Origin of the sequence: Bacillus cereus group sp. MYBK227-1, assembly GCF_051916325.1 — a bacterium.
Lineage (GTDB): Bacteria > Bacillota > Bacilli > Bacillales > Bacillaceae_G > Bacillus_A > Bacillus_A cereus.
The window spans coordinates 525,767-538,982 of the sequence record NZ_JBQAGK010000001.1 but is presented as its reverse complement, the minus strand read 5'-3'; the positions used below and the strand labels follow the sequence as shown (position 1 = coordinate 538,982).

Below are 13,216 nucleotides of genomic sequence, written 5' to 3'. Positions count from 1 at the left end.
TCAAATTTTCGATATTTATTACATATTAATTTATATTTTTACGTATAAAGTGAAACTTTAATCAGTGGAGGTTTTGTTCATCGCCCACTGATTATTAGCTCTCACCAATCGGGCTTTTACGGGCAGCAGGGCCTCCACCTAACTTCTTTGCTTCCGTTGAATTTTGAGGTGAGTGTCTTACTGCCCAGCGAATAGCGGGATAAATATTTTCTTCAATAAAAAGAACATGTCCTAAAAATTAGAACATGCTCCCCTCATCCTGTACATTCAGTTTAATAATAACCGTTGTTCCCTTATCTTTTTCACTTTCAATTTTCCACTGTCCACCATGTATATGAACAATTTGTTTCACAATAGCAAGGCCTAAACCTGTTCCACCGTGTTGACGACTTCTCGCTTTATCAACTCGGTAAAAGCGTTCTCCAAGATTCTCCAAATGTTCTATATCAATACCAATTCCTGTATCTTTTATTTTTAATTCACAGTAATCATCGATTTGCTCTAAAGTTATAACGATATTTCCTTTTTGATTTGTATACCGTATCGCATTATCTAACACATTATGAAGCACTTGTTGCATACGATCCTCATCAATCATGACAATGACCTCTGGATTTAAATTGGTTGAAATATGAATTTCCTTTTCTATAAACTTAATCTCATACGTATCTAATACGTCTTCAATCAGCTGTGAAAAAACGATAGGTTGCTTCTTTAACGGAAAGTGCTCACCTTCTAATTGTGCTAAGTCTAACAAGTCATGAACGAGACGCTGCATACGACCTGCTTCTTTATGAATTAGCTGCGTTACTTTTTCCTGCTGCGGTCCCTTTGCAACACCATCTAAAATAGCCTCGCTATACCCTTTTATATAACTAAGTGGTGTTCTAAGTTCATGCGAAACATTTGCTAAAAATTCCTTACGCTTTACATCTTCTGTTTCTAATGAATTTGCCATTTTATTAAATGCTTTTCCTAATCGTCCAATTTCATCCTCTGAAGAAACTGTAATCCGCTCCGAAAAATCTCCCGTAGCCAAATGATTTGCAACCCGCTCCATTTGCGAAAGTGGCTTCGTAATTGCAATTATAATTTTCCTTCCAACCCATATCGTAATTAAAATCATAGCAATTGCTAACGGTGCTAAAATAAGACCCATATCATAGATTAAATCTTTTATACTTTTTAAAGGAATATACGAATAGACAATTCCGACTAATTTTTTATTTTCCAATACAGGGATGACAACCCCCATAATATTACGGTCAAAATGTTCTTCATATCCTATTTTTGTCACAGTTTTCCCGTCTAATAGCGTTTGCCTATCTCCTTCACTTATAAGAGAATGATGATGCACATCAAAAGGCAAACATGCGCTTAAATCACGCGGATTAGACACGAAAATAACGTCTGAACTAGATATTTGATCAAACGATCTTACTTTCTCTTCAAAAGTTGATATTCCTTCACGCTTATCATATTGAGCAGCAAGACTTTTTCCTTCCATTACTAACGAAGCTTTTAAATTATCAACGTATAATTTTTCATACGAGTATAAAGATACGAAATAAAGAAAGGACACTGTTACACATACTGCACATACTACTGTAAGCCAAAGTTTTTGTACCATCGTAAACATACGTTACACCTCAAATTTATAGCCTACACCCCAAACAGTTTGAATGTAGTTTCCACTTTCTCCAAGCTTCAAGCGCATCGTTTTCACATGCGTATCTACCGTTCTTGTACTTCCGGCATAATCATATCCCCATACCTTTTCAAGTAATTGCTCCCGGCTAAATACTTGTCCTGTATGTTGGCAAAGAAAATATAATAAATCAAACTCTTTTACAGTAAGAGAAATCGGCTCACCACCCGCCTCTATTCGTCTACTTTTTTCATTGATAAGAATTGGTCCAAATTGAATCTCTTCTTGCTGTTCTTGCTTTGTATATCTTCTTAGCACAGCTTCCATACGGGCAACCAATTCACCAGGACTAAACGGTTTTACAATATAGTCATCTGCTCCCATACGTAAGCCGTTCACCCTATTCCACTCTTCACCTTTTGCCGTTAAAAATATAATCGGCACATCTGACGTTTTTCTAATTTCTTTACAAACTGAAAGTCCATCCATTTCTGGCATCATTATATCTAATACAACGAAATCATAATGATCCGTTTCTAGTTTTTTAAGAGCCTCTTTTCCATTCTCAGCTTCTCCCCACTCATATCCAAAGTTATCCAAATACATTCCAACAAGCTGTCTCATATCACTTTCATCATCTACAACTAGCACTCTATATTTATTCATTGTCCTTCCCTTCCCTCTCTATGAGTTGAAACGGTCCTTTTCCGACTTTAATTGTTTGTTTTATTTTCAAATTCTTCATATCTATAACGCACACTTCATCACTATCATAACTGGCTACATACCCTTCTGCTCCGCTCTCAAAAAATGCAAATGGATTCGACCCTACTTCTACAGAAGCTATTTCTTTATATGTGCTAATATCAAACTTTCTAAGTGTATTCGATCCATGACTGAGTGCATATACGTACTTACTATCCTTCGTTATATTCACAGGCATAAATGGAGCGTGTAAAGAACGCACCATTTCTCCACTCTGTAAAGAATACACTAACACTTTCTCATTTACTTGATTTCCATCACCATGTCCGCCAATCCATATTTCTTTCCCATCAGGACTAATCGTCGCTCCTGTTGATGCTGGCGGAATCATAAAGGATTGAATAACTTCTTTTTTCTTCGTATCAATTGTCGTTAGTTTCGTATCATAAAAGTTTAGTACAGATAACCGATTCTGATACTCTACCATCGTTATAGGCCCTTTTCCTGTTGAAACACTTCCTGTCTCTTTCCCATTTATCGTAAAGAACCTTACCTTTTGAACATTTTGATCAGCAGCAAATAATTGTTTTTCATCTGCTGATACCACCACATTTACAATGCCCTTTCCAGTTTTATATTTTCCCACTTGCCTTCCTTCCGCTAGTGAATATACATACATATATTCTAATTGCTTACCGTATACAAGTATTTCATCGCCATTTGGAAGCAGTGTGATTCCGGCCATTGGCTCATTTAGTTCCCATGTCGTAATTAACTTTTTATCTTTTTTATCAATAAAACTAATGCTGCCTTCTTTTATATTCGTAGTTATAATAACATTTTTATCTTTAGCAATTGGTGTATATGAACTTCCTTGACACCCTACTAGTAGAAATAAAAAACAGAGAAGAAAAACATACTTTCTCAAAAGATTCCCTCCATCTTCGGATGATTTCGTTATAATTGTAAAATAACAAATAAATGTGTGGAAAGTGTGAAATTTCCCTTTCTTACTCAATTTACATATATAATGTACAACAAATAGAATTTGAGGTGTGTCAATTATGCTATTTCCTGATTTAGCGAATAAAATTGTACGAGAAGTACGCAGACTAATTACAGAAAATATTATTATCATTAATATAGAAGGCGTTATTATCGCAAGTACAGATACAGAAAGAATTGGTCAATTTCATGAAGGTGCACTCCGCTGCGCCAAACAAAAGAAAACCGTCATCATTACAAAAGAAGATGAAAGGCGATTGCAAGGTGTAAAGGCTGGGATGAATCTTCCTTTATTATTTCATGATGAAGTAATTGGTGTCATTGGGATTACAGGAGAACCTGAAAATATTTCACGCTACGGAGAAATATTGCGTAAGATGACCGAATTATTAATTCATGAAAACTACTTTTTAGAGCAACTAGAACTTGAGCACCGTTCTTATGAAGCTTTTGTCTTTGATTGGCTTCAAAATACAGAGTGGTCCCCGAGTTTTCTTGATCGCGCCAAAACACTTGGCATTGATTTATATAAGAAAAAACAACTTATTTTGTTTTCTATTGGCAAAAATGACACGATGCTCCAGCGTAAAATATGGCAACACATACGTAATATTTTAACAAAAGAGCATCTATTTGTTCGTTGGGGAAATGATCGTTTTATTTTATTTACAGCAACGAGCTCAAAAGAGCAAACTTATCAATTTTTAAAACGGTTAAAACAAGACTGCGAAACTTTATTTTCTATTTCTTTATATATCGGGATTGGACAAACAGTTACCTCAAACAATATGAACATATGTTACGAACAAGCATTACGCGCTCTTTCTGTATCATTGGAAACGAAAAAAATTGTATTTAATGAAGATTTACGTTTAGAAATGTGTTTACAAGATATTTCTGCCGAAACGCGTGAACAATTTCTAGAGCGTACCATCGAAAACTTATTATCATTTCCTGAGCTTATACATACTTTGCGCTTATTTATCGATTATAACCAATCTTATAAACAGACGGCTAAACAATTACATATACACATTAACACATTACATTACAGGCTAAAAAAGATTGAAGAACATACAGGACTTGATCCAAAACAATTCAAAGACTTAAACGTTTTATACTTCGCACTCCTCCTATTAGATGATCATACAAAAAAGAACGATAAAACAGATTAATCTTTAGATGATTATACATAGAAAGAATCCCTCGACTTTTTTATCATTATAATGAAAGCACTGTTACCACGTTGTTTATTATAACTAAACACGTTAACAGTTTGAGGGGGATTTCCAATGTTAGAAAAACAAATTATTCATTCATTCGTATCTATTGTTGGCGAAGATAATGTAGATACATCCAATATGGGGCGTTTAACTTATAGTTATGATGCCACTCCAAACTTCCAAGCAATGCCTGATGCAGTCATTGCTCCTCGTAATACAAATGAAGTAGCTGAAGTGTTAAAAGTATGTAACACTCACAAAATCCCTGTGTATGTGCGCGGGTCTGGAACAAACCTTTGCGCAGGAACATGTCCACTTGAAGGCGGTATCGTCCTTATTTTCCGCCATATGAACAATATTTTAGAAATTGATGAAGAAAACTTAACAATTACTGTACAAGCTGGTGTCATTACACTTGATATTATTAAAGCGGTAGAAGAAAAAGGTTTATTTTATCCACCAGATCCAAGCTCGATGAAAATTTCTACAATCGGCGGTAATATTAATGAAAACTCAGGTGGATTACGCGGTTTGAAATATGGCGTAACACGTGATTATGTAATGGGGCTTGAACTTGTCTTACCAAATGGCGATATTATTCGCACTGGTGGTAAATTAGCAAAAGATGTAGCTGGTTACGATTTAACTCGTTTATTTATCGGTTCTGAAGGAACACTTGGCGTGGTAACAGAAGCTATATTAAAACTTGTTCCTATGCCTGAAACAAAGAAAACAATGCTTGCACTATATGAAGATATTAATGAAGCTGCACGTGCTGTTTCTTCTATTATTGCAAATAAAATCATTCCAGCAACACTGGAGTTTTTAGACCAACCGACAATTGAAGTAGTAGAAGCGTTTGCACAAATCGGTTTACCTACAGATGTAAAAGCAATTTTATTAATCGAACAAGACGGTCCGCCCGAAGTAGTCAATCGAGATATTGAAAAAATGGCTAACGTTTGTCACTCTATGAATGCGGTTGATGTTCGCGTTGCAAAAGGTGAAACAGAAGCAGATGCGCTTCGTACCGCTCGCCGTAGTGCTCTATCAGCGCTCGCACGATTAAAACCTACTACAATATTAGAAGATGCGACTGTACCACGTTCACAAATCGCTCCGATGGTTGAAGCTATTAATGCCATTGCAAAAAAATATAATATTCCTATTTGTACGTTTGGACATGCTGGTGATGGTAATTTACATCCAACTTGTATGACAGACGCTCGTAATGCAGAAGAGATGCACCGAGCTGAGCAAGCTTTTGCTGAAATATTTGCGAAAGCAATTGAACTTGGTGGCACAATTACTGGTGAACATGGTGTTGGTGCAATGAAAGCTCCATATTTAGAAATGAAATTAGGTAAAGAAGGTATTGCAGCTATGCAAGGAATAAAGCAAGCTTTCGATCCAAATAACATTATGAATCCTGGAAAAATGTTCGCGAAAGACACTCGAAAAAGAGTGGTGGTTGAGCGATGACCACATTAAATAAAGAAAATATTCAAAAAGAATTTAAAGAACGATTAAGTGAAGATGAATTACTAAACTGTATGCGATGCGGTTTTTGTTTACCTACTTGTCCTACCTACATTCAATCCGGATATAAAGAGTCACATTCACCGCGCGGACGTATTGCATTAATGAAAGCAGTCGTTGATGGTTTAATCGAACCAGATGAAGATGTTGAAAATACATTAAACGTTTGTCTTGGTTGCCGTGCTTGTGAGCCTGTTTGTCCATCTGGTGTAAATTATGGACATTTATTAGAAGAAACTCGTGATATTATTAATCAAAATAAAAAATTCTCAGTGCCAGTGAAAGCTGTTCGAAAAGTCGTTTTTGAAGGATTATTCCCCCATCAAAATCGAATGAGAACATTAACTGGACTAATCGGATTTTATCAACGTTCTGGTTTACAAACGCTAACACATAAAACAGGGATTATGAAGTTATTCCCTGAAACCCTTGCAACGATGGATCTCGTTTTACCAAAAGTCCCTAAAATGAAAGCGATGAAAGATCGTCCTTCATTTTTACCTGCAGAAAGTACAAAGAAAAAACAAGTTGCATTCTTTACAGGCTGCTTAATGGATACGATGTTTTTAGAAACAAATAATGCAACGATGAAACTTCTTCAATTAGCTGGTTGTGATATCGTTATTCCGAAAACACAAAGTTGCTGCGGTGCATTGCATGGACATGCTGGTGAAAAGAGTGGAGCAAAAGAATTAGCAAAGCGAAATATAAAAGCATTCGAAAATTTAAACATCGATTATATTATTACGAATGCAGGTGGTTGCGGGGCTTATCTTGTAGACTATGATTATCTTTTAAAGGATGATCCGGATTGGGCTGAACGTGCTAAGCAGTTTGTTTCTAAAATTAAAGATATTACTGCTATACTAGTAGAACTAGACTTCCATAAGCGAACTGACTTACGACTCACGCCGCAGGTTATTACGTATCAAGACTCTTGTCATTTACGCAATGTTATGCGCACATCTTCTGAACCTCGTATGTTACTAGAGGCTATCCAAGGGGCAACATATCGAGAAATGAAAGATGCCGACCGCTGCTGTGGCTCTGCTGGTATTTACAATATTGTTCATTCAGAGTTATCAATGGAATTTCTAGATTACAAAATGGACCGTGTGCATGAAACAGAAGCAGCAACCATTGTTACTGCAAATCCAGGTTGTTTATTACAAATGAAATTGGGCATTGAGCGAGAAGGGCTTTCTCATAAAATGAGAGGAATTCACATTGTGGATTTATTATTAGAAGCAATTGAAACTAACTCGTAACATACGTAATAATAGGAAAACGGCTATCTCCTTCGTCTATGTAAAGAGATAGCCGCTTTTTTGTCTGCTACAACATTAAAAATATGTTACTTTATTATAAAAAAGAACAACAGAAACATTACAGTTTTGTAAAAATCAATCCATTATATTCCTCAAAAAAACGTTCAAACCATTGATACAATAGGATTCTTCATTTTCTATTTAGGTAACTTTATCCAAAAACCCCCTCTTAAAACCAAGTATAAAAACACTATAAATTCCTTTTATACTCTATATTTCTCTTATTTTTGCTCGCTTCTTCTCTTAGGATAAATTAGGTAATTTTAAAGTCTATGAATTTTTTTCCATCTTTTTTCTCGCAAATTGTATGCTACGATGAATTTGTCAGTCAGACAGGCTGTCAAAAACAAATCGTGTGAAAACAAATTAAAACTTTATATAGGGGGACACACATCATGAAAAAGCGTGTTTTATTATCTGTAGCTGCTGCAACAGCTCTTACTTTAGGAGTATCTTCTCTAGATGCACAAGCTGCAACAGTACAACCATCTAACGTAAAGGTTCAAAATATTCAGCATTCAAAAGTAATGATGAAACAAATGAGCCAACAAGAATTACAAGCATTCTTACAATCTATGGGAGTTGAATCATTAGCACAATGGCAACAAGGAAACTTCCAACCAAACTGCTTCATTCCTGGTCAACAACCTACTGGAAATGTTGTAACTGAGCAACCAACAGCTAAGCCAGAAACTCAAAAGCCAGTTGAGCAAAAACCTGCTGAAGAAGTTCAAAAACCAGAAGCTCAAAAGCCTGCTGAAAACAACAATACTCAAAAACCTGCTGAACAAAAACCAGCTGAGCAAAAGCCTGCTGAAGAAGCAAAATCTTTAAGCGAGTTTGAACAACGTGTTGTTGAATTAACAAACGCTGAGCGTGCAAAACAAGGCTTACCAGCACTAAAAATCGATACTGAATTAAGCAAAGTAGCACGTATTAAGTCTGAAGATATGCAAAAAAACAACTACTTTGATCATAACAGCCCTACATACGGGTCTCCGTTTGACATGATGAAGAAATTTGGTATTTCTTATACATCTGCAGGTGAAAATATCGCTCAAGGTCAACGTACACCTGAAGAAGTAGTACAAGCTTGGATGAACAGCGCTGGACACCGTGCAAACATCTTAAATAACGGCTTCACTCACATCGGTGTTGGTTATGTAGAAAGCGGCAACTACTGGACACAACAATTTATTACGAAGTAAATAGATTAAAAGAGTCTTCTCATAATGAGAAGACTCTTTTTTAAGTTTCATAGCTTTCTATTATGTATGAATAGAAAATATATAACATAAACAACATAGATCCACAGCTTATTACACTAAGCAATACATAAAATCCCCACTCTAAGTTCAAAAACAATGAAAACAATATGCCACATGCCATCACTTGAAAAATCCGTCTACTCACTAAACAAATTTTTTGTAATTTAATTGGATCTTTTTCTTTTTCTTTGCCTTTTATTTTCTTAAATTCTTTACTCAGCATAAAAAGAAACATACTAATCCCAATCGTTAATCCTGTTTGAAAGGATATCAAATCCCCAAAATTAATAAAGAGGATAAGCGTATGAATAAACAACATAAATAACGTAATTTTCTTTATAAATCCGCCTATAATACCATGCTCTCTTTCATTAAACTTAAATATATTATGTGAAATAATATACAAAAATCCATATGAAAAAATAATAAAACAGGGAATAAATGCTACAACGACTTGTTTACTCATAAACTCGTTTGGCTGACCATTTACATTCCAATGTACTGCCATACGATTTGGTAAATAGGGATAGAGAAATAGAGTAAGTAAAAGACAAGCGAAAAATATTCCCAGTACATACTTATATTTAATCAAGTGATTCTCACCTCTCTTTTCTCTTAACGGCTTCGCTTCTTTTAGAGAAATCCCTGCAAAAATCTACTTTTTTCAAGTTAAAACTTATACTTTACGCATTTTCTTTTTGAAATTCTTTTATTTTATTATTTAACTTTGTAGGAAACGGCACATCAACTTCAATCGCTTCTTTCGTAATTGGATGCAAGAAATGTATCTTCATCGCATGCAATGCTTGACTGGACATATATTTTGTTTGTCCACCATATAATACATCCCCAACTAATGGATTACCATTATGACTCATATGAACACGAATTTGATGTGTTCTACCCGTTTCTAATTGTAACGTTACGAAAGTCGTGTTTTGCTTCTTAAAATACTTTTCTACTTTATAATATGTGATAGCTTGGTCACCTTTTGGAGAAATACGACGCCTTGTAGCATGATGGCGATCCCTTCCGATAGCAGCATCAATCTTTCCTTGTTTCTTCTTTACTTTCCCTTCAACGAGCGCTGCGTACGTTCTTTTAATTTTTCTTTCCATTAATAAGCGATCCATAATTGAACCAGCAATTCTATGCTTAGCAAACACGACACCACCTGTCGTATCTTTATCTAAACGATGAATATGACGCACCTTCGTCTCTAAACCTTGCATTTGAAAATGAAAAGCAACAAGGTTTGCAAGCGTCCCGGTTCCACCTTTTTCAGCAGGGTGTGTGTCCATTTGCTCTGGTTTATTTACGATAAGTACGTGATCATCTTCGTATACTACATGTAATTCACCATATTCTGGATCTACACCGTACTCTTCCTCCGCAAACATATGGACTTGTAACTTATCGTTCTCTTTTAAAAGCTCATTCCATCTTCTTTGTTCCCCGTTAACCGTAACACCTTTTTCCATACGAAGCTGATGTAATAGCTTTTTCGGTATTTCCCATTCTACTTTTAATACCGATTCAATACTTATACCATTCCATTTAGCTGGAACGGTAATTTCACACCATTCACCCTTTTTCTTTGTTTCCATACTGTTTATCACCTTATTTCTATTGATTCTCTCATTGTAACGGAAAACACACTTTGATGCACCGTCAAAAATAGAGGACAGTCTTATAATAGACTGCCCCTCAAGCTCTAAGTCTTTTCATTTCTAACAATACTTCTTCAGCTTTTTGTTCATACGATAAATCCTTAAAGAAATCCGCCAACCTTTTATAATCATTGTAAGCATCTAATAAATCGTCCATCTTTTCTATTTTCATCACTTGTTGTTTTTGTTTCATTTTTACTGGATAGCGATAACCTGATACTTCTTGTATTTTGTAATACTCATCCTCTACTTGAACGACCTTTACAAGTTCTTCCTCTTCCGCATCCATCGTATACCCGTCAAATTCTCTAAGTAGTTCATAAATGATATGAGTCCATTCATCTTTTGGATAAAATCCTTTTTCTAACCGATAACCGACAATGCGATACATATGCCCATCGTTCTCGGCAAACTGTACTGTATCATTTAACTTAAACTTAAAATAACGAAACATTGCCTTCACCTACTTATTATGTAATGTTCTTATCACATACTATTTGCAAAATGTAGGCTTTGCTATTCATAAAAAATACTCATCATATTGATGAGCATTTTTTACGATGATTTTTCTCGTTTTTTTCGAAATGGTAACCACCAGTTCCAGTCTCCAAATAACTTCATTAAGCTTGGTACGAGCATAAGACGAATAATTGTTGCATCAAGAAATATTGCTAATGCAACGCCAAGACCCATCTGCTTTACTGGTAAAATATCAGTAAATGCGAATGCACCAGTTACAACAATCATTATTAAAGCAGCTGATGTAATGATTCTACTTGTTGAAACGAGCCCTTCTAACGTTGCTTGATCGTTATCTCCTGTTTCTTCATAGAGCTCATGAATACGTGAAATAAGAAATACTTCATAATCCATACTAAGCCCAAATACGAGGCCAAAAATGAAGATTGGTAAGACAAACAGAACCGGACTTGCTTCTAAACCGAAATGACCACCTTCAAATAACCAAACAACAATTCCAATGGTTGCACTTAAACTAAGTATATTCATAACAATTGCCTTAATTGGAATGAGTATAGATCGGAATGCAAATAATAATATAACAAAGGTCGATCCAAATATAACAGACATACCAATTACAACTTTATCTTTAATTTCATCTTCTAATTCTTGTTGAAACGTCGTCATTCCGCCTAGATAATACGTAACATCCGTTTCTTTATAGTTCTTTTTAAAGTCACGTACCCACTGTTTTGCAGTCTCTGTACGTGGTTTTGTTTTCAAAAATATTTCTATCGTCGTCTTATTCCCTTGCGTGTATGCTTCAAATACAGGAGCTAGTTTCGCTGATTCTGGCGACTGCAACATTCCAACAACTTGATCTGCTTTCATTCCAGTTAACCCGTCGTATAAACTTCTTACTTCATGTACTTTCTTATCACCTTTTAACTTTTGAACGACTTCTTCTATCTTTTGTAGACTTTCTTTTTCTTTCATATCTTTTTTCGTCTCTACAACTAACGTAACATCAGCGTGTGTTTTGACAGTTTCATTAAATGCTTCTTCATACTTTTCATATGCAATCCTTGTATCACTCTTTTCAGGTAAAGCTTCAACACCAGGGAACTGCAAATTAGCTGTACGTAACGGTAATAAGCAAATAACAATAAATGTTGTAACAACAATAATCATTGCAATTGGATGTTTCATCACAAATTTTGCAAATTTACGCCATGCTTTTGCCGGCGTATGTGCTACTTGATTCTTTTTTAATATTCTTTTACCGATTAACGATAATAGTGCTGGAAGAAGTGTGAGTGAGAATAAAATACTCATAATGACAACAATCATTCCGCTAATCGCGACAGATTGAATATAATCTATCTTAAAGAAAAACAAACCGGATAACCCAACAAATACGCATAATCCTGAAAATACAATCGCACGTCCTGCCGTTTGATATGTAATTGCTATCGCTTCTTTTACCGTTCGTTTAGCAACTTCCTCTCGAAAACGGTTCACAAATAATAGCGCAAAATCAATAGATAATGCAAGTCCAATCATCGGTGCAACGTTTAACACGAAAATAGATAGTTCTTTATCAACACCGATGAAATACAATATACCCATCGTACTAATAACACTAAGCGCCCCATTCAAAATCGGTAAAATTGATGCCAAAAGGCTACCAAACGAAAATAGTAATACAAGAAACGCAATTGGTAATCCAATCATCTCTGCTACTTTTAAATCATTTTGCGTTCTTTCATTAATCTCTTTATTAATTTTCGGAAACCCTGTAGGTGTTACTTTTAATGCTATATTACTTTCTTTCTCAATCTCATCAGCAAATTGTAATGTCTTTTCCATTCGTTCCTTATTTGTTTTCCCGGAAAATAAAATTGTCGCATAGCCGATGTCATCTTGTAGCATTTCTTTATTTTGGATTGGGTGATGGAAAGATTCATAGTTCTCTTTCTCTTGAACATTCTTTACAATTTCATTTATTCGCTTTTTAAATTCCTCATGCGAAGCATCTTTATTTTTCTCAAAAACGAGCAGCAGCGTATCTTGAGACTTCTTAAAATCTTTATCTAAAATTTCTTTCGTTTTTTGATAGTCGCCTTCCGTTTGGAAACCGTCACCACCTAATACTCCCGGTAGCTTTGGAGCAAAAATTCCAAGTGCGATTGCGAGCAACAGTAACGCTACAATTACTGTATAACGAAACTGATACAAAAAGGCTCCTAACTTCCCCCACTTATCAACTTTATGTACATTTGTCTTCACACATTTTCACCTACTTTACATAATTCAATTGTCACTTATACTGTATCACATCTTGATATAAACAAAAAACGTCTGGAAAAAC

Annotated in this window: 11 protein-coding genes; 4 read left to right on the top strand and 7 right to left on the bottom strand. The window is 35.3% G+C overall.

Annotation, left to right across the window (positions count from 1 at the left end; translation table 11 throughout):
• Positions 1–238 precede the first annotated feature (238 nt).
• Genes ACTFRM_RS02920 through ACTFRM_RS02910 form a run of 3 tightly spaced genes read right to left on the bottom strand, consistent with a single transcriptional unit; the run spans position 239 to position 3,281 of the window.
• Entirely contained in the window at positions 239–1,639 is a 1,401-nt protein-coding gene (locus ACTFRM_RS02920; RefSeq protein ID WP_000494796.1) for a sensor histidine kinase, read from the bottom strand.
• Between the two features lie 3 nt (positions 1,640–1,642).
• Positions 1,643–2,314 carry a response regulator transcription factor gene (locus ACTFRM_RS02915; protein WP_001046398.1) on the bottom strand — a complete coding sequence of 224 codons (672 nt, stop codon included), beginning with the start codon at positions 2,312–2,314 and terminating at the stop codon, positions 1,643–1,645.
• Positions 2,307–3,281, bottom strand: a complete 975-nt coding sequence (locus tag ACTFRM_RS02910) for a YncE family protein (RefSeq protein ID WP_001234150.1) — start codon at positions 3,279–3,281, stop codon at positions 2,307–2,309. Before ACTFRM_RS02910 ends, ACTFRM_RS02915 begins: the two co-directional genes overlap by 8 nt.
• Positions 3,282–3,417: 136 nt before the next feature.
• Here ACTFRM_RS02910 and ACTFRM_RS02905 point away from each other — a divergent pair, with 136 nt between their 5' ends.
• The 4 genes from ACTFRM_RS02905 (at position 3,418) to ACTFRM_RS02890 (ending at position 8,656) form a co-directional block, all read left to right on the top strand.
• Entirely contained in the window at positions 3,418–4,533 is a 1,116-nt protein-coding gene (locus ACTFRM_RS02905) for a CdaR family transcriptional regulator (RefSeq protein ID WP_000898641.1), read from the top strand.
• A gap of 117 nt (positions 4,534–4,650) precedes the next feature.
• Positions 4,651–6,063, top strand: coding sequence for a glycolate oxidase subunit GlcD (glcD, locus tag ACTFRM_RS02900; RefSeq protein ID WP_000890752.1), 1,413 nt, complete (start codon positions 4,651–4,653; stop codon positions 6,061–6,063).
• A complete protein-coding gene (locus ACTFRM_RS02895) occupies positions 6,060–7,388 on the top strand; it encodes a (Fe-S)-binding protein (RefSeq protein WP_000209655.1) in 1,329 nt (442 codons plus the stop codon). The genes glcD and ACTFRM_RS02895 overlap by 4 nt, the downstream gene beginning before the upstream one ends.
• 455 nt (positions 7,389–7,843) lie before the next feature.
• A complete protein-coding gene (locus tag ACTFRM_RS02890; protein WP_000747602.1) occupies positions 7,844–8,656 on the top strand; it encodes a CAP domain-containing protein in 813 nt (270 codons plus the stop codon).
• A 40-nt stretch (positions 8,657–8,696) separates the two neighbouring features.
• Here ACTFRM_RS02890 and ACTFRM_RS02885 read toward each other — a convergent pair whose 3' ends face one another.
• The 4 genes from ACTFRM_RS02885 to ACTFRM_RS02870 all read right to left on the bottom strand — a co-directional run bounded on the left by ACTFRM_RS02885 (position 8,697) and on the right by ACTFRM_RS02870 (position 13,134).
• A complete protein-coding gene (locus ACTFRM_RS02885) occupies positions 8,697–9,308 on the bottom strand; it encodes a DUF1648 domain-containing protein (protein WP_006917704.1) in 612 nt (203 codons plus the stop codon).
• Between the two features lie 91 nt (positions 9,309–9,399).
• On the bottom strand, positions 9,400–10,323 hold the full coding sequence (locus tag ACTFRM_RS02880; RefSeq protein ID WP_000448350.1) for an RluA family pseudouridine synthase: 924 nt from the start codon (positions 10,321–10,323) through the stop codon (positions 9,400–9,402).
• 100 nt (positions 10,324–10,423) lie between these two features.
• Positions 10,424–10,840 carry a hypothetical protein gene (locus ACTFRM_RS02875; protein ID WP_000490301.1) on the bottom strand — a complete coding sequence of 139 codons (417 nt, stop codon included), beginning with the start codon at positions 10,838–10,840 and terminating at the stop codon, positions 10,424–10,426.
• Positions 10,841–10,941: 101 nt separating this feature from the next.
• The gene (locus ACTFRM_RS02870; RefSeq protein ID WP_000856405.1) at positions 10,942–13,134 is read right to left on the bottom strand and encodes an MMPL family transporter; all 2,193 of its coding nucleotides are present in this window, start codon (positions 13,132–13,134) and stop codon (positions 10,942–10,944) included.
• Positions 13,135–13,216 lie beyond the last annotated feature (82 nt).